This window comes from Paenibacillus sp. EB106-04-04-XG159 (genome assembly GCF_058791835.1).
Genome location: NZ_JBYTDY010000016.1, coordinates 90,352 through 107,573, shown reverse-complemented (window position 1 = coordinate 107,573; position 17,222 = coordinate 90,352). Strand labels below are relative to the sequence as shown.

At 46.5% G+C, this 17,222-nt stretch carries 15 protein-coding genes, 1 pseudogene and 1 other annotated feature; of the genes and pseudogenes, 9 read left to right on the top strand and 7 right to left on the bottom strand.

From position 1 onward, the window contains the following. Positions 1–91: 91 nt before the first annotated feature. Positions 92–292 carry a hypothetical protein gene (locus AC3WTP_RS18365; RefSeq protein WP_492396083.1) on the bottom strand — a complete coding sequence of 67 codons (201 nt, stop codon included), beginning with the start codon at positions 290–292 and terminating at the stop codon, positions 92–94. A 168-nt stretch (positions 293–460) separates the two neighbouring features. On the opposite strand from AC3WTP_RS18365, the gene AC3WTP_RS18360 reads away from it, so the two are divergent. Then, complete coding sequence (locus AC3WTP_RS18360) at positions 461–928, top strand: hypothetical protein (protein ID WP_492396082.1); 468 nt, start codon at positions 461–463, stop codon at positions 926–928. A 45-nt stretch (positions 929–973) separates the two neighbouring features. Here AC3WTP_RS18360 and AC3WTP_RS18355 read toward each other — a convergent pair whose 3' ends face one another. Next, positions 974–1,183, bottom strand: a complete 210-nt coding sequence (locus AC3WTP_RS18355) for a hypothetical protein (protein WP_492396081.1) — start codon at positions 1,181–1,183, stop codon at positions 974–976. A 130-nt stretch (positions 1,184–1,313) separates the two neighbouring features. Between AC3WTP_RS18355 and AC3WTP_RS18350 the strand changes: the two genes are divergently transcribed. Further along, a complete protein-coding gene (locus AC3WTP_RS18350; RefSeq protein WP_492396080.1) occupies positions 1,314–1,658 on the top strand; it encodes a hypothetical protein in 345 nt (114 codons plus the stop codon). 31 nt (positions 1,659–1,689) lie between these two features. Here the strand turns inward: AC3WTP_RS18350 and AC3WTP_RS18345 are convergent, their stop codons facing one another. Beyond that, entirely contained in the window at positions 1,690–2,091 is a 402-nt protein-coding gene (locus AC3WTP_RS18345; RefSeq protein WP_492396079.1) for a YhjD family protein, read from the bottom strand. Between the two features lie 117 nt (positions 2,092–2,208). Here AC3WTP_RS18345 and AC3WTP_RS18340 point away from each other — a divergent pair, with 117 nt between their 5' ends. Next, positions 2,209–2,436, top strand: coding sequence for a LexA family protein (locus AC3WTP_RS18340; RefSeq protein ID WP_492396078.1), 228 nt, complete (start codon positions 2,209–2,211; stop codon positions 2,434–2,436). Positions 2,437–2,940: 504 nt separating this feature from the next. Here AC3WTP_RS18340 and AC3WTP_RS18335 read toward each other — a convergent pair. Continuing rightward, entirely contained in the window at positions 2,941–4,017 is a 1,077-nt protein-coding gene (locus tag AC3WTP_RS18335) for an HD-GYP domain-containing protein (RefSeq protein ID WP_492396077.1), read from the bottom strand. Between the two features lie 235 nt (positions 4,018–4,252). Between AC3WTP_RS18335 and AC3WTP_RS18330 the strand changes: the two genes are divergently transcribed. The 4 genes from AC3WTP_RS18330 to yfkAB all read left to right on the top strand — a co-directional run bounded on the left by AC3WTP_RS18330 (position 4,253) and on the right by yfkAB (position 9,781). Continuing rightward, positions 4,253–5,077: an undecaprenyl-diphosphate phosphatase gene (locus AC3WTP_RS18330; RefSeq protein WP_492396076.1), complete on the top strand. Its 825-nt coding sequence runs from the start codon at positions 4,253–4,255 to the stop codon at positions 5,075–5,077. Between the two features lie 127 nt (positions 5,078–5,204). Continuing rightward, positions 5,205–6,317, top strand: coding sequence for an HD-GYP domain-containing protein (locus tag AC3WTP_RS18325; protein WP_492396075.1), 1,113 nt, complete (start codon positions 5,205–5,207; stop codon positions 6,315–6,317). Next, positions 6,310–8,556, top strand: a complete 2,247-nt coding sequence (locus tag AC3WTP_RS18320) for an MMPL family transporter (RefSeq protein ID WP_492396074.1) — start codon at positions 6,310–6,312, stop codon at positions 8,554–8,556. The genes AC3WTP_RS18325 and AC3WTP_RS18320 overlap by 8 nt, the downstream gene beginning before the upstream one ends. A 100-nt stretch (positions 8,557–8,656) precedes the next feature. Further along, on the top strand, positions 8,657–9,781 hold the full coding sequence (gene yfkAB, locus AC3WTP_RS18315; RefSeq protein WP_492396088.1) for a radical SAM/CxCxxxxC motif protein YfkAB: 1,125 nt from the start codon (positions 8,657–8,659) through the stop codon (positions 9,779–9,781). A gap of 95 nt (positions 9,782–9,876) precedes the next feature. Here the strand turns inward: yfkAB and AC3WTP_RS18310 are convergent, their stop codons facing one another. Beyond that, the gene (locus AC3WTP_RS18310) at positions 9,877–10,863 is read right to left on the bottom strand and encodes a YpdA family putative bacillithiol disulfide reductase (protein ID WP_492396073.1); all 987 of its coding nucleotides are present in this window, start codon (positions 10,861–10,863) and stop codon (positions 9,877–9,879) included. A gap of 240 nt (positions 10,864–11,103) precedes the next feature. On the opposite strand from AC3WTP_RS18310, the gene AC3WTP_RS18305 reads away from it, so the two are divergent. Continuing rightward, positions 11,104–11,775: an HAD family hydrolase gene (locus AC3WTP_RS18305; protein ID WP_492396072.1), complete on the top strand. Its 672-nt coding sequence runs from the start codon at positions 11,104–11,106 to the stop codon at positions 11,773–11,775. 486 nt (positions 11,776–12,261) lie between these two features. Here the strand turns inward: AC3WTP_RS18305 and AC3WTP_RS18300 are convergent, their stop codons facing one another. Further along, positions 12,262–13,128 (bottom strand): DegV family protein, encoded by an 867-nt coding sequence (locus AC3WTP_RS18300; RefSeq protein WP_492396071.1) that lies wholly within the window; start codon positions 13,126–13,128, stop codon positions 12,262–12,264. A gap of 139 nt (positions 13,129–13,267) precedes the next feature. Beyond that, positions 13,268–13,543 (top strand) — a binding site (T-box leader). 60 nt (positions 13,544–13,603) lie between these two features. Here AC3WTP_RS18300 and argS point away from each other — a divergent pair. Next, on the top strand, positions 13,604–15,313 hold the full coding sequence (gene argS, locus AC3WTP_RS18295; protein WP_492396070.1) for an arginine--tRNA ligase: 1,710 nt from the start codon (positions 13,604–13,606) through the stop codon (positions 15,311–15,313). 770 nt (positions 15,314–16,083) lie between these two features. Here argS and AC3WTP_RS18290 read toward each other — a convergent pair. After that, positions 16,084–17,208, bottom strand: a pseudogene (locus AC3WTP_RS18290) (YheC/YheD family endospore coat-associated protein); the annotation flags it as partial. Positions 17,209–17,222 lie beyond the last annotated feature (14 nt).

The following is a 17,222-nucleotide window of genomic DNA, read 5'->3' as shown; positions in this document are numbered from 1 at the left end:
ATCAGAAAAACTCCCATCATTGTAGCAGTAGAAGTTTTTGTTTTATCTACTGTCTACTATGATGGGAGCATATCATTATCTCCTGCGGCTCTTATGCTTTAAACATCGTATTAAACTTAAAGTTATGCATGAACGATCCGTCAGCTTCCCTTAGCTTCACCGTCTCCGGTGTAATCTCTTGGACAACTCCTATTCCTTTCAATTCTCCTGCATCTTTATAGCAGGCCTTAACCTCGGTTTGGTACATAGCCGCAGCAAACAGTTCGAAATTCGTATTCAGAGTTCGACTCATTTTCTGACCTCCTTACAAAAATCGCCAATATTATGATTATATCAACATATGATGGCGCTTACAACGCAATTATTTTGTTGATAATACCAATCTAGTTTTCGTTCCACAAATTGTAAATATATACTATTATCGACATTGTAAGACAAAAATAATGGAGGTGTAATTATTATGAGATTCAAAAAGTCACTGCTTGCGATTACATTAGCTATTTCTGTATTTGGGTTTTCTCAATCAGCTTTTGGCTTGTCTGGATGGGCGGATTCTTATCCAGCAGCCCAGCCATTACAGCTTGGTGGAGTCTTTAATATGAACTTGGATCTGGATTATGGTACGGGGGTGGATAGCGACTGGTATTCCTATACCAATACCTCAGGCGGACAACAAAACATAATTTTTGGGGCTGCTCCAATCGGGTCAAGCAATACCTTGAATCTAGAAGTGAACTTTTTAATCAAAAATCCTGATGGTTCTATTCACCCAGGCGTAACTTTGCCTGACACTGGCCCAGGGATGGGACAGTACACACAAGCTAATATTGGTTCGGGTACCACAATATTATGGAGAGTCAGTGGACGTAACCCTTCTGTTGATGGCGGGATGAATAAACCTTATCAAGCGTATGTAATACCAAAGTGAGATTAAAGAATGCTAAAGAGTCGCTAGGGAAGCACCTACGGCTCTTTATACTTTAAACATCGTTGGATATCTGAAGTAATGCATAGCCGATCCGTCCTGTTCACGTAGCTTTACAGTCTCCGGCGTTATGGCTTCTACAATACCTTCTCCCTGTAAGCAATACACTCCTGCAGCATCTTCAAGCCACGCTTCAACCTTAACCTGTGACATTGCCGCCGCAAACAATTCCGTATCTGTATTCAGCATTCGACCCATTATTACACCTCCATACATAATTACCACAATTATTCTACAATCCGATCAAATTTCCTTATTATCTACTTCATTGACATATATTAGATTATAGTGTTGTATGAAGATATAACTTTAATGAGGTGGTAGGCTAATGGCGAATAATATGATTATTGCTGGTGACTATAAAGATAAAGTTATTATGGCGAATGGTTTGAAGTTGATACTTGTTGTTGGTATTTTTAATAGAATCACGTTAGATAAAGATGTAATTGAATCTTATGAGGTAGTAGATGAAGAGTCAAAGACAAGTGCTGCAAGCGCGGTAGGCCGAGGTGCGGTCGGTGGTGTTTTACTAGGTCCAGTTGGACTGCTAGCCGGGTTATCTGCTAAGAAGAAAGGTACATATAGGGTTGTGCTTAACTGGAAAGATGGGAAGAGAAGTTTAGCTGAAGTAAATGATAAAATTTATAAGTCACTAGTAAGAATTCTGTTTTGATGTAAGAGCTGCCGGATCCGTCCCGCAGCTCTTACATCGTTATTGGTTTGTTACCGTAGGACTCATCGACATATTTACTCGTATCAAGCCCCATGTACGCGCTCATTCTTATCATACATTGAGCCCGTAAGAAGTCATTAAGCAACGTCATTTCCCCACGATAACCCCTAAAGAGATACCGAGCCGTTACGCCGTCCTCGCCTCGCTCTGTTTCAAGCACCTTCAGTCCCGTCTTAAACATCGCACGCCGCACTTCCGTTAATACCTTGGTTGCTTTATTCATGGCAGCTGTAATCGATTCAGTGTAAGGATCTGGAGTCTTTAACATTGATTCAATCTTTTGTTTATCACGCTCAAAAGCGCTCAAAATCATCGGTATCATTACAGCTGACTTGACTAATTGCAGTTCTTCTTCAGTTACGAGCGGTCCCATGGTGTCACCTCTAACGTTCGTTTTTCTATAATTATAACCGAACACAAGTTCGTAATTCAACCTTGAATAAGAATATATGTTCGTATATAATGGTACATAACTTACATATCTTATGAGGTGATATTTGTGGAGAAGCTATCACGAAGAGAGAAAGATACTTTATGCGCGATTGAAGAATATATGGAAGAAAATAAGTACTCGCCATCTGTCAGGGAACTGGCTGAGATGTTAAATAGTAAGTCATCAAGTACTGTACATAGGTTTCTGGAAGGACTAAAGCTCAAAGGGTTCATTGACTGGGAACCGTCTAAACCAAGAACAATAAGATTAAGAGCCTCGGAATAACGAGGCTCTTTTATAATGATACATGACCTTATTTATATCAGAACCGATCCTAATTAATCGGAACGAAAACAAATCGTTTCCTATTATATAGGGAAAAACTGAACTACTCTAACTATTGCTAATCTAACTGATGTCCTTTCGTGCCGATTTTATGCCGACTGTAGTTGATAAGCGATAAAGTAATTTGAAATATCGATGTTTTAAAACGCCGTAATATCAATGGTTTTAATCGATTTTGATTAGCTTTGAAAACAGAAATTTATCAAGTTCGAGATGGAGGGAAGCATCGGTTAACCCTTGCAAGTCGAGGGATACCAGCTTTCTCAGTAATATATAAATACGTGTCTGATGCGGTGGTCACGCTTATGTGATCCAGTCACTCGGACACGTATTTTTTGTTTACGCTGGATTCTAGCAGTTGAATGGCGTGCACAAAATGCAAATCCCCCTGAATGACCGATTGCTCGGTGTTTCCAGAGGGATCATGATTAATTTATATTATGGCTACATATACACATGCTCAATTTCGACTTGTCTGACCAATGACAGATCGATAAACTCTTGATTGACCTGCACGAGAGGCTTGAAGAATTCAGTGCTGTGGTTCATGACGATTGTACCCATGCGGCCATCGCTTAGCTTGACTCGCTTATGCAAGAAGTTCGGCAGCATCTGACGGATAAAGATATGCGTCATTCTAGGATCAAGCTTGTTGAAGCTCATAGCGTACATCTCATTCAGTACACTGAATAAGTCTTTCTTCTCACGATATACTCGCGTAGATATCATCGCGCTGTACACATCTGCGATAGCAACGATCTTGGATATATCATGGATCTGATCTCCAGTAAGCCCTTGTGGATATCCTGTACCATCTATTCTCTCATGATGCTGAAGCGCTGGTATCGAGAGCCACTCGTCGCTATAGCTGGAGCTTATGATCTGGTGACCAACTGTTGTATGCGCTTTAATTTGTTCGAATTCGTCATGGCTTAAGCTGGTAGGTTTATCAAGGATAGAGCGATCGATTTGACTCTTGCCGATATCATGGAGGTATCCAGCCCTGCCGATTCGAAGTGCATCCTGCTCGGAATAATCGAGCCAAACTGCTAAATAATAGGACAGCATACTGACTTGAAGAGAATGCTGGCATATATAATCATCATCTGAAATGAGATGCAGCAGCAAGGAAACGACATCGCGTTCCTCATTAAACTGTTCAAGTATAGGTGTAATCGTGCTCTCCACATCTTCTTGACTAATATTTCCCGTGCGAAGCGCATGATCAAACATATGGCTAGTGAACTTGACTGCCTCAAGATACTGAGGATAGAACTGCTTAATCGATGGATTCACATATTGTTCTGGCGCTAAGAGTACAGAGTCCATAGGAACTGTCTCTGAAATCCCCGGGGAAGAGGTCGAGTTAGTTATCACATCTATACTAAGTTGAGGATTTAAACGTTCCATGATCTCTACCATATCAATGTGATGTCGAAGCAGTACATCTATATCCCGTTCTTTCATGCAAGTGCCTGCAGATATAATCTTAACCCCAAAGTTATTGAAAATATCCTTCAAAACAATATCTCCATCTCTCACTTGTAAAATATGAACCCGCATGATTTGGATCACCATTCCTAACTGAGAGTTGACTACATGTATGCTAATCATAGCAACAATACCAATAGCTTACAACAATTAATGTCTAAATACTAAACATTATGTCATATTTTTTAATACGATTTAAGGTGCTTGTACTTCGATCCAGCTCATACAATTCATTATAAGGTTGTACGTCGAAGGGAAGTGTACTATGTTAACGATACTATTAGCAGTGCTGCTAGGTGTGGTTGAAGGAATTACAGAGTTTATTCCTGTTTCATCTACAGGTCACATGATACTCACCACCAAATTAATGGGGGTAAATGATCAGAGCGATCTGCTAAAAACGTTTGAAATTGTCATTCAATTAGGGGCGATCTTAGCCATCACCGTTGTCTATCGAGAGCGGATTCAGAATATGCTCGGCATTGGAATTCGATCCGTGAAGCAAGGGCACAAAGAGAAGCGCAGTCTGAACCTATTGCATGTGGCGTTTGGAATTGGACCTGCGCTGATCGTAGCATTTGTCGCTAAGGATTGGATCAAGCAACTGTTCAGCGCTGAGATCGTGTTAATGGCATTAGCAGCAGGCGGCATATTCATGTGGGTCGCGGAATGGTATGGAGAACGCAAGCAGCCGAGTGCCGTCACACTTGATGATATAAGCTATAAGCAGGCGTTTTTGATCGGTCTGTTTCAAATATTGTCTGTATTATGGCCAGGCTTCTCGCGATCAGGATCAACCATTTCGGGAGGCATGCTAAGCGGAGTCAGCTATCGTGCTGCTGCTGATTTTTCATTTTTCATTGCGATTCCCATTATGATATTGGCAAGCGGTTATGAGCTCTTGGATAGCTATAAACATTTCACATGGAATGTACTTGGTTTCTTTACTCTTGGATTTATCGTGTCGTTTATCGTCGCTTATGGTGTGGTGGTCCTATTCTTGAATCATATCCAGCAAGTTAAGTTGAGATACTTTGCAATCTATCGCTTTATATTGGCAGGGTTATTTTGGTGGTTTATCGTGAAATGAAGAAGTTTCGCAGATTATGTCGTTGGATGCAGCTGAATTTGTCGCAAGAAATACGGAAAAATGGTATTATAATTGTTGTTTGAATATGATACTTGGTTATATTTCGACCATCAGGGGTTGACGAGATTTGCGATGGATACCATTGACTTCATGTCATGCAGGCATGAAATTAGCAAAAAAAATATATAACGATGAAGGCATGGTACTGCTCGGAGAAGGGGTAGAGCTGTCTAAGCTTTATATCGATCGGCTTATATCTATGGGGATTAGCTGCGTATATGTTGAAGATGAGCGTACGGAAGGAATCGTCGCCCCGGATATGTTGAGCGATGAAACAAGACGCGAAGCGAATAAGATGATTCGTCGTGAGTTTAAGCAGCTGATGGCGGATTCGACGAGTCGTAAGCGTACTGTGCCTAATCTAGGCAAACCGTTCTTAGCTCTAATGGATAATATCATAGACGATATTTCATCCAATAGTGAAGCTATGGTCATGCTGGGAGATATTCAGACGACAGACTATTACGTGTACAGACATTCGCTGAACGTATGCGTCTATTCTACCTTGTTCGGACTTCATTATGGCTATAATCGAGAAGATCTAAAGAATTTAGCCATGGGGGCACTTCTGCACGATATAGGCAAGACTCAGATCAAAGCTGAGACATTGAATAAGCCAAGCAAGCTAACCAAAGAAGAATACGAGCACATGAAGACCCATGCAGAGATCGGCTATCGTATTCTCAAGGATATACCGAATATTCCGCTGCTTACCGCGCATTGTGCGTTTCAGCATCATGAACGATTAAACGGATCAGGGTATCCGCGCGGTATTCAAGCGGGGGAAATCCATGAATTCGCCAAATGGATCGCCATTGCCGACTCTTATGATGCGATGACAACCCATCGGGTATATCGGACTGCCATGATGCCTCATGAAGCGCTAGAGATATTGTACACTGGATCTGATACTTTATATGAACAGCATATGCTGCAGTTGTTCCGAGATCGAATCGCCGTGTATCCACTAGGAATGACCGTTGAGCTCAGTACTCGAGAAGTAGGAGTTGTGTCTCAGATCAATCCTCAATATCCGCAACGACCAATAATTAGACTGCTGTATGACCCAGATGGACAGCCATATAAAGAATTGCGAGACATTGATCTATCGACAAGCCTAAACGTCATCATTATTGGTTCTAAGGATGACGTTATTACTGGAGGAGCCGCTAATGCGTGAAACGGATAGGCAAGGTTTTTTCTGGAGATGGGGAAATGGAGTATTTAAGCATAGACGATTCATAATTTCACTATGGATCGTCTTATTTGTGATCATGGCTGCATTCGCTGTTCAAGTTCCATCTATGCTGAAAGATGATGGCTTCACTCCCAAAGGAAGCGAATCGGACGTCGGCATGCAGCTGCTAAGTGAGAACATGAACATTCCATCAACCTCAATGGACATCGTGTATGAGAGTGATGACGGTTCTACGATAACCAATGAACAATCGACGAAGAAAGTTCTGGATTCACTCGCTAAGCTGGGGGAACAGCCCTATGTCATGGATATAGCGGTTAAAGAGACCGGACGATTGGACGTTAGGCCAGACGTGCTTGTAATCGCAGTCCAGATGGAACTTAAGACAGACGATGCGCTTGAACAATTTCCGTCTATACGTGCGCTTATTCCTGATCTAGAGGGCATGAGCACATACGTCAGCGGCGCGACACCTATCTATTATGATATGCAGGAAGCAAGTAAACGCGATATCATCAAGTCCGAGATTATCGGACTGCCCATTGCTCTCATCGTGCTGCTTATCGTATTCGGCACTTGGATAGCAGGTCTCCTGCCGTTATTGGTCGGTCTGCTAAGCGTAACGATTACACTTGGTTTTGTGTATTTTGTCGCATTGATGACAAGCTCGCTCAGCAACTTTTTGCCCAACCTCATCTCGATGCTTGGTCTCGCAGTAGGGATCGACTATGCGTTATTCATGGTCAGCCGATTCCGAGAGGAGTTGCGCAAGCAAGGGACTGTTCAAGGCGCAGTTGCGATGACAGCGCAGAAGGCGGGCCAATCGATATTTTTCTCCGGGGTGGCAGTGCTGATAGGCTTGATTGCAATGGCATTCATTGACTTGAACCTGTTCCGATCATTAGCGCTTGGCGGCGTGATGGTTGTAACGGTGTCTGTTATCGTTAGCAATACGATGCTGTTAGCAATGCTTGGTGTGCTGGGGGATAAGGTGAATCGTTATCCTGTCATTCCGACGAAGTGGCGTCGGGATAAGGGCAGCGCGGCAGTGGGACAGAACAGCAAAGCTTGGGGCAAGCTCGCTCATGCGGTGATGAAGCGGCCGGTCATCATTGCTTCTTTGCTGACGATTGGATTTATCGCTTGCGCTTGGCCGGTTGCCGACATCAAGATTGGAATTCCAGATGCAGAAATGCTCCCGCCGAAGTACGAATCTCGCTACGGCTCAGACTTGATCAATGAAGTGTTCGATACGCGTGAAACGGAAGCGATGCAGGTACTCCTGCGGATGGACAAACCTTATTCTGACGGAAATACGGTCAACAAGGTAGAGCAGATTGCGGCAGATATCGCGAGCTTGGATTCGGTTAAGAGTGTGAACAACTACCTGGCAACACTGCAGGCGCTGCCGAGTGCTGAAGCCAAGACGTTAGCGCTGCAGGACCCTAACCTGCAAGCACAGCTGGAACAGATGCACTTAGTTAAGGGTGAATATGTCCTGATGCAGGTGGTTCCAACCGTGCAGCCGGACAGCGATGAAGCATATGATCTCGTAAGAGAGCTGCGTGCGATGGATATGGATGCAACCGAGAGCTACGTTACGGGGGCGACAGCCTATCGCTTAGATATTATCGATCGCATCACAGATGCGCTGCCGTATGTAATCATATTTATACTAGCAGTGACTTATATCGTACTATTCATAGCCTTTCGTTCGGTGCTGCTCCCGTTGAAGGCGGTGTTGATGAATGTGTTAAGCTTGGGAGCAAGCTTAGGCATTGTCGTGCTCGTATTCCAGTACGGCGTGTTTGCGGATCTATTCCAAGTGACCTCAACGGGTATGGTTGTGGCGATGCTGCCTGTTATCATTTTTTGTGTGGTATTTGGCATATCAATGGATTATGAGGTATTCTTATTATCGCGCATAGCGGAGGAGTACGAACGTACTGGAGACAACGAACATAGTACTGCGGAAGGCTTGATCAAGACAGGCGGCATCATAACGAGCGCCGCATTTATCCTTATTGTTGTCGTTGGGGCGTTCATATTTACGGATAATGAGATGATGAAGGCGGTAGGCCTTGGTCTGGCGACTTCCATATTCCTGGACGCGACTCTTATTCGTGTGTTTCTCGTCCCAGCGCTTATGAAGCTGCTCGGCAAAGCGAATTGGTGGGCTCCAAAGTGGTTTAAAGGCCATTCAGAGCGTGACGCTGCTTAGTCGAACGATTGAAGAACGAAGAGATTGAAATAAATAGGAATGAAGTTAGGTGATTGAGATGAGTATTAAGAAGCAACAAGAATTGGCGGACAATCAGATCATGATGAATCATGGGCAGGCGATAACCCCTGCATATGATCCATGGGATCCGATTCGCTCGCTGCAGCAATATGGCAGACATCGATTAACGAGCGTAGAAATGACTGTCGCCCAAGTGTGCAACATGCGGTGCGAGCACTGCGCGGTAGGTCATACGCTTATTATGCGAGAGCCGGATCTGCTGCCGCTAGACCTGATGCTGAAGCGGTTGGATGAGGTGGAGCATCTGGAGACGATCAGCATTACAGGCGGCGAGCCGACATTTCATATGGCGACTGTGAATGATTATATTATTCCGCTGCTGAAGTATGCACGTTCCCGGGGGATTCGTTCACAATTGAATTCGAACGTAACCTTGGATTATAAACGCTATGAGGCAATAGCGCCATATCTGGACGTGATGCACATTTCATTCAACTATACGAATGCGCAGGACTTTCATGAAGTCGGGTTCGTACATACGAAGCATGACATTGCACCAAGCGCGGCACAGAAGCTGTATGAGCAAATGATGGAGAATACTCGCAAGCTCACCGCCGGCGGTCTGTTCGTATCTGCCGAGTCGATGATTAATTTCCGTACACATCATAAGCTTGGCGCTATTCACCAGCTGATCAATGAGATAGGCTGTCAGCGTCATGAAGTGCACCCGATGTACCCGAGCTCATTCGCGAAACATCTGCCTGTCATTAGCAAGGATGAACTGCGACAATCCATTCATAACCTGTTGGATGTTCGGAACAAGGAGATGTGGATGCTGTTTGGGACGCTTCCGTTCTATGCGTGTAACGACAGCAACGAGGATCTGGAGCTGATTCAGCGTCTGAATCATGAGCCGAATGTTACGGTTCGAAATGACCCGGACGGACGCAATCGCTTAAACGTTAATATGTTTAACGGCGAGGTATACGTAACAGACTTCGCGGATATCCCGTCATTCGGCAGCATCTATGATTCTAAACTGGATGATGTGTTCGAACAGTGGCTTCAGGATCATCCGCTAAGCCAATCGGTCAATTGTCATTGTCCGGCAGCCAAGTGCTGCGGACCGAATCTGCTTGTAGCCGATATGTATTATAAAGAGGTTGACTTTAAGACTCGTAAGTCGCAGTTATCATTTGAATAATTCGATTATTCAGGTCGCACATAAAAGGGGCTGTCCTCGCGGTAGAAGATTCTACTGCGGGACAGCCTTTTTGTCATGCCGGGCATCATATTTAACTATACGCTAAGGCTGGTAATATGATCCGCGATAATGCGACCATGGCCGCGGCCTGATTCGATAAAGATCTCATTAGCGTTACGGCCTGACGATATGACGCCTGCGACATACAGCCCTTCGATATTCGTCTGCATCGTAGCGGGGTCGAATACAGGCTTCTCGCGGTCATCCTGCAGCTCGACACCGATCTGCTCGAGCATCTTGCGATCCGGACGGAATCCCGTCAACGCCAGCACGAATTGACAAGGTATCGACTCCGTTTCTTTGTCTGCCTGCTCGACGATGACCTCGTGCGGATGAATCGCGATCGCACGGGATTCGAATTCCATTCGGATCATGCCCTTGTTGAGCATGCTCTCAAAGATCGGTCTAACCCACGGCTTAATGCTGGCGGATAAGGAATCGCCGCGATACACGATCGTGACACGGGCGCCAACTCGCATGCATTCCAGAGCGGCATCGACCGCTGAATTGTTACCGCCTATGATGACGAGGTCTGTATCCGCATAAGGGTGCGCTTCCTGAAAATAATGAGTCACATGCGGCAAATCTTCACCTGGGATGCCGATCATATTCGGATGATCAAAATATCCGGTTGCCAGAATGACGTATCTGGCTTCATATTCACAGGATTCACCCGCTTGAGTTATGGAGCGCACATGAAACATTCCGTCTTCACGCTTATGTACTTCCGTAACTTCCTCGTAGGAGCGGATGTTCAGAGCATACCGTTCGGCTGCTTTGCGATAATAGACGAGCGCCTCATCCCGATAAGGCTTATCGTTCGGAGATGTAAATGGCAAATCGCCTATCTCAAGCATTTCTGCCGTACTGAAAAATTGCAAATGTGTGGGGTATCGATATATGGAGTGTACAAGGCATTTTTTTTCAATAATAAGTGTTTCTATACCTTGCTTGTTCAGTTCGATGGCTGCCGACAATCCGCATGGACCGGCGCCGATCACAATGGCTTGTATCTGTTTCATAGCTTGTTTCCGCCTCCATGATGATAATATGCAAACATGTATGAATCTATCGTAACAGTTTCAATATGTAAATACCAATGAAGACAGTACGTTAAATTGTAAAAGTATTGTCTAATTTAGACGATGCCTGTCAGTGTTATGATATAGTGTATATATGTGAAGACAGGAACAATATTTAAATCTTCATCGTATCCATTGTTCACGCATTTTCTTATTAGCATAAAAGGATGGGATAAGAATATGGAAAGACCGCAAGCGATTATTTTTGACATGGATGGTACCTTATTCAAGACGGAAACTTTGCTTATTCCAGCGCATGACCGTGTGTTTAACAGACTGCGGGAAGAGGGGTACTATGACGCTCCAACTCCTCCTGTGGAACTGATGCTTGGCTCACTGGGGATGCTGCTTGACGAGATATGGAAGAGAGTTATTCCAGATGCAACAGATGCTGCACGCGCTCGCGCTGATGAATTGTTAGTTGAAGAAGAGCTGGCTGGCTTGCGGGAGCCTGGGTCCGAGCTATATCCGGGTGTTGTTGAGGTGCTGACTGAGCTGCGTAAACGTGGAGTCAGGCTGTTCGTTGCGAGCAACGGCTTGGAGCCATATATTCAAGGTGTCTCAGAAGCTCATGGCATTCTGCCATTGTTCGACGAGCTCTACAGTGCAGGCGGGCGTCAGACAGCCTCGAAGGTTGATCTGGTTCGACTGGTGCTGGACGAGCATCACATTGAGTCGGCGTGGATGGTTGGCGATCGGTCATCTGATGTAGAAGCCGGCAAGAAAAATGGTTTGAAGGTGATTGGCTGCGCGTATGCTGAATTCGGTGATTCTGATGAACTGAAGGATGCGGATGTTCGCATTCGCGAGTTTACTGACATTCTGAAGCTTTATGATGAGGCAAGCGCCTAATCATAAGGCAGCCTCTGGAATGCCTTCCGAGGCGTGAAATAGTCCCGAGACGTCGAAAATCAACGTCTCAGACGCAAATAGGCCTCGAAAAAAGGCTGAGACGTCGGAAAATGACGTCTCAGCCTCTGGAATGCCCTGCCGAGGCGTGAAATAGTCCCGAGACGTCGAAAATCAACGTCTCAGACGCAAAAACGCCTCGAAAAAAGGCTGAGACGTCGGAAAATGACGTCTCAGCCTTCGAACTGCCCAGCTCGAGGCGTGAAATAGCTCCGAGACGTCGAAAATCAACGTCTCAGACGCAAAAACGCCTCAAAAAAAGGCCGAGACGTCGGAAAATAACGTCTCAGCCTTCGAACTACCCAGCCAGAGGCGAAAATAGTATCTCCTAGTGAAGCATATACGATAAATAAAAGAACCTTCGGCGCCACTTTACGTGGTATTGAAGGTTCTTTTGCGTATTTCATAAGATGATCGATCTCTAGCCAACTAGTCTTGATATCCTTTTTTGATGAAAAACAACGCCAGTGTGCCCGGGCCGGAATGCGCGCCGATTGCACAGCCAATCGAGCTCACGATAAAGTGTTTCATACCGTACTTTTCAATTAAGAGCGACTTCAAGGCCTCGACTGCTTCGAGATCGTCGCCATGCGAGATACCGATAAGCTGTTCCGTATCCGCAGCGTTTCCGCGTTCGCCGAACAATTCAGCAAGCCGCTGAATCGATTTCTTGCGTCCGCGTACCTTTTCGATCGGAATGAGCTTGCCGTCCTCAACGTCCAGTACAGGCTTGATATTCAAGAGACCGCCGATCACAGCGGAAGTTTTGCTGACGCGGCCGCCGCGGTATAAATATTCAAGATCGTCTACGGTAAAGACATGTTCCATGTTGAGCGCTAATTCAGAAATCTTGTGAACAAGCTCTTCGCGCTTCATGCCAGCCTTCGCCCATAAGGCAGCTTGGCGTACGACAAGCCCGTAGCCGATTGAAGCGCATTTTGAATTGATGATATCGCAGGCGAATGAAGGATAGTCTTCACGAACGATATCCAATACCATTAGTGAAGATCCATATGTACCTGACAATTCGGAAGAAAAGGCTATATAAATGACTTCTTCACCTTGTTCAGCGGATGATTGAAACGTATGTTGGTATTTCTCAATTGGAACTTGAGAAGTCTTGTATATATTTCCATTACGCATGCCATCAAACATCGTTTTCGCCTGGAGTGTGACGCCATCTTCGTACTCTTCTCCATTAATGCTCACCATCAGAGGCAGAACAGTCAGTCCTAATTCTTGTATCTCAGACATGGGAAGATCTATGGCGCTGTCTGTAATAATGCGTACTTTCATGACTTATTCTCTCCTTGCATCGAATTTATCTCTATCATACCATGAACGATGAAACTTGAAGTATGATTAGATTAGAATTTTATGAGAGAAAGTTGCAATTGCGCAGTGTGCAAGATATAATAATGGAAATTTATATACGCAACATACGATGAACGGGAGAGTACTTTGCGATTAGCCGTCAACAGCGAGCCGGGGTGGTGGAAGCCGGTGCGGATGCGTGAAGGAACCGGACCCGGAAGTTGATTCCTTGAAGGACCTGGCACAGCTATTGGTAATGCGAATGGTTATGCAAATGGTTATATAGAGGAGTCCGGACTAGCCGTTACCAGATGAAGCGGAATGTTCTCCAGCAGAAGCATATGAATGAGAACATTCAACAAGAGTGGCACCGCGGATACCAGCCTCCGTCTCTTTATGAGACGGGGGCTTTTTGTGTCTTTATGATCATGGATAGCAAATAAGAGGAGGAATTAATATGCTGCAGCATACAGCGGCGAAGTTACTTCAGACGCAAGTTCAATTATCAACAGCAGAGATTGAGGCTCTGCTCGAGCAGCCGCCGAAGGCGGAAATGGGCGACTTGGCGTTTCCTTGCTTCGCATTGGCGAAGGTGAAACGACAAGCTCCGCCAATTCTAGCGAAAGAGCTTGCGGAACGGCTTCAAGCGGCAGGCAGCTTGCAAGGGATCCATATCGAAGCCGCTGGCGGGTATGTGAACTTGAAGTTTGATCCCGCCAGGCATAGCGCAGCCTTGCTGAATCGAGCGCTATCGCCGACATTCGGCAAGCTGGCCATCGGTCAAGGTCAGCGAGTAGTGATCGATATGTCGGCTCCGAACATTGCGAAGCCGTTCGGAATCGGGCATCTGCGCTCGACGATGATCGGCAACGCGCTGATGAACCTGTACCGCGCGGTAGGATATGATCCGATCAGCATCAATCACCTTGGCGACTGGGGCACACAGTTCGGCAAGCTGATAGCGGCTTATAAGCATTGGGGAGATGACGAAGCGCTGCATCAATCGCCGATAACGGAAAGCTTGCAGCTGTATGTACGCTTTCATGAAGAAGCGGAACAGACCCCGGAGCTGGAAACAGAAGCTCGCGAATGGTTCCGCAAGCTAGAGCAAGGGGATGAGGAGACGCTGCGCTTGTGGCGCTATTTTGTGGATGAGAGCATGGTTGAGTTCAATCGTGTATATGATCGTCTCCAGGTTAAGTTCGATCACGTGCTTGGCGAAAGCTTCTATAACGATAAGATGCAGGCTGTAGTGCAACGCCTGGAGGAGTGCGGCTTGCTGGAGGAAAGTGACGGAGCAATGGTTGTGCGCCTTGATGATGAAGGCTTGCCTCCTTGTCTTATCTTGAAGTCGGACGGAACGACGATCTATCCGACTCGCGATCTGGCGACCGCAATATACCGCAAGGAAGTGCTGAAAGCAGATAAGCTGCTGTACGTCGTAGGTGCCGAACAGCAGTTGCACTTCAAGCAAGTATTTGCAGTGCTGCGCAAGATGGGCTATGAGTGGGCTTCATCATGCGAGCACATTCCATTTGGACTGATGACGATGAATGGCAAGAAGATGTCTACTCGCCGCGGGCAGGTCGTATTCTTAAACGAAGTGCTGGACGAAGCCGTGAACAAATCGCTCGACATCGTGCAAGCGAACCGACCGGATGCAAGCGATCCGAGAGCAGTAGCGGAGGCGGTTGGTGTAGGAGCTATCGTGTTCGGCGATCTGAAGAATAATCGAATGCTGACTGTTGATTTCAATCTGGATGAAGCGCTGCGTTTTGAGGGTGAGACGGGAGCTTATGTGCAATATACGTATGCAAGAGCAAGCCGTTTGCTGGAGAAGGCGGGATGGAGCGATAACTCGATCGATGCAGGTTTCCAAGAAGTAGATGGTAAGTATCTGAACGGTTCAGAGGCATGGGCATGCTTGAAGCTGCTGTGCACCTATGAGAGCACGTTAACAGAGGCGCTGCGCGTAAACGAGCCGTCGATTGTGGCGCGAATGCTGCTGGAGGTGGCTAAGACGTTTAACCGCTTCTATCACCAGGAGAGAATTATGAACCTGGAGTCAAGAGAACGTGATGTCAAGCTGGGCTTAGTGAAAGCTGCCGCTGATCTGTTGAAGCAGGGGCTCCATCTCTTAGGAGTGGCGGCACCTAAGGAAGTATAAGCGGCAATAGTCGTATGCAATTCGTGTGAAAATGATGCTAATGTGCTTCCGACGATAAACGGTTGGACGGAGCGATACGAATAGCGTAGCGGACCGTAGAGCCGTTATATCAGCAATTGAGCGGTTTACGCTGTGCCTCGCGGACACAGGAGACGCTATTCGTAAGCTGACGCCCCATTTCAGGCGGATTTTGCTCGAATAGCGGATCCACGGTCCGCTTGGCAAACATAAACGTGCAATTTATGGCCAATAACGGCCTGTGTGTCCATTTCATATCCGACCATTTCATGCTCAGCAGCCCAATGGAATCCGCACGCCATTATCCGCTTCACCGTAAGTTACGCAGCAATTCATTACTCTGAATCCGTGGAAGGGATAGATTGAATCAGCTTGATTAAGGCTTCAGTATCATTGATGGGCAGCTCTGTTCGATCATTACTGTCATCGGGAACTGGGGGATGACCTGCTGACCCTGATTCGTCAATGAGTTCATCAGAATAAGCTTGCTCCAGATGGGTTAAGTGCTGATTCTTGCGAGAGGAGGCTGCCTTGCCCGCAGCAGAAGGAAAGTAAGGCTTGCTGGTGTTGTAGCGGGTGTTGGAGCCGGAAACGGTGCGTTTGTCTTGCTTCGTCACAAGTGGTATACGCTGCTGCTTGGTGCTCTCCGTTGTAAGGAGCGGGATATCGGTCATCTTGATCTCCTGCAGAATGTCGGACAGAGCTTCCTCAGCTATTGCTGCTGCTATATCCTGCTTGCGCCCTTTTCGTTTAGAATCCGGCTTAACGCTATCTTTAGCCAAATGGTTGTTGTAGTACCACATCGCATACTCCATTGGACGCGATATGGCCAAACGATACGTATCACGATCGCCGATACGGTTAAATACTTCACGAGACGGCTTCGGATTCACTTCGAGCAGCCATATCTTGCCGCTGCGATCGATGGCGAGATCGAGCGCTAGCTCCAGCAGCGCGCCGTATTTCGCCTCTAAGAAGGAAGCGATCCTGATGCCGATCTGGCCAGCTGTATCCTTCACGGTCAGCATCTTCTCTTCGCTTCCGACCCAACTGCGAAGCAGCGAACCCATCTTAATCGCTTCGCCGCCTCCATGAAGGTTGGAAGTGATGCTATTGGCAGCGCCGATTCGTCCAGCGCAGCCCGTTACTTCCCACTGGCCCTCCCCGTTCTTCTGCACGAGCATGCGATAATCGTGCACCCGCCCGTTCGACAGATTGAGCGAGATGCCTTGCTGGAACAGGTAGCGACCCTTGGCGTTCCACGATGCCAGCTTTAACGCCAGCTGCGTCCACGTCATCTGTTGAGGGTTAATGATGCGGCGATGGCCGTCTCGGCCTTGCACATACACCTGCTGCTTCGTTGACTTCAGCCGCTCTATGCGAAGTATTCCACGACCGCCTGTGCCGTTGATCGGCTTGAGATAGATAAGCGGCTCAGTCTTCATCATTCGTTCAACGTCCGATATCGAGCTGTACAGCCTCGTCTTAGGTAGATGCTGTTGAATGTCAGGCAGCTCCTGCAACACTTGATAGATGATCCACTTATTGCGCAGAGGTCGGTTCAGGAAAGCGAGATGGCGATATTTCGACCGAAACCGTTTTAACTGCTCGAAGCGATAACTGTTCTGCAGGCGGCAGCGATCGAAGATCATATCGGGGAAGGGAGTCGACTTCCTTATCCATCGCGCGCTTTCGAAGTTGTAGAACTGGCCCGATATGCGACGGGCCTGCTCATTCACATCCTGCGGCGTAAACACAAATACGTTCAAGCCAATTCTCTTGCCGGCGGCTATCATCCGTTGGTAGATGAACCGTTCCTCTAATTGCTTCTGTTCATTCAAGTATAACGTCAATATGCCAAGCATCGGTTGAGTCAATGGCGATCACCTTC

Bases quoted from the DNA above. Each gene is read 5' to 3' on its own strand.
- AC3WTP_RS18310 (WP_492396073.1), bottom strand. From the start codon at position 10,863: ATGAAACAGATACAAGCCATTGTGATCGGCGCCGGTCCATGCGGATTG.
- AC3WTP_RS18365 (WP_492396083.1), bottom strand. From the start codon at position 292: ATGAGTCGAACTCTGAATACGAATTTCGAACTGTTTGCTGCGGCTATG.
- AC3WTP_RS18350 (WP_492396080.1), top strand. From the start codon at position 1,314: ATGGCGAATAATATGATTATTGCTGGTGACTATAAAGATAAAGTTATT.
- yfkAB (WP_492396088.1), top strand. From the start codon at position 8,657: ATGATGAATCATGGGCAGGCGATAACCCCTGCATATGATCCATGGGAT.
- AC3WTP_RS18355 (WP_492396081.1), bottom strand. From the start codon at position 1,183: ATGGGTCGAATGCTGAATACAGATACGGAATTGTTTGCGGCGGCAATG.
- AC3WTP_RS18345 (WP_492396079.1), bottom strand. From the start codon at position 2,091: ATGGGACCGCTCGTAACTGAAGAAGAACTGCAATTAGTCAAGTCAGCT.
- argS (WP_492396070.1), top strand. From the start codon at position 13,604: ATGCTGCAGCATACAGCGGCGAAGTTACTTCAGACGCAAGTTCAATTA.
- AC3WTP_RS18360 (WP_492396082.1), top strand. From the start codon at position 461: ATGAGATTCAAAAAGTCACTGCTTGCGATTACATTAGCTATTTCTGTA.
- AC3WTP_RS18300 (WP_492396071.1), bottom strand. From the start codon at position 13,128: ATGAAAGTACGCATTATTACAGACAGCGCCATAGATCTTCCCATGTCT.
- AC3WTP_RS18330 (WP_492396076.1), top strand. From the start codon at position 4,253: ATGTTAACGATACTATTAGCAGTGCTGCTAGGTGTGGTTGAAGGAATT.
- AC3WTP_RS18305 (WP_492396072.1), top strand. From the start codon at position 11,104: ATGGAAAGACCGCAAGCGATTATTTTTGACATGGATGGTACCTTATTC.
- AC3WTP_RS18320 (WP_492396074.1), top strand. From the start codon at position 6,310: ATGCGTGAAACGGATAGGCAAGGTTTTTTCTGGAGATGGGGAAATGGA.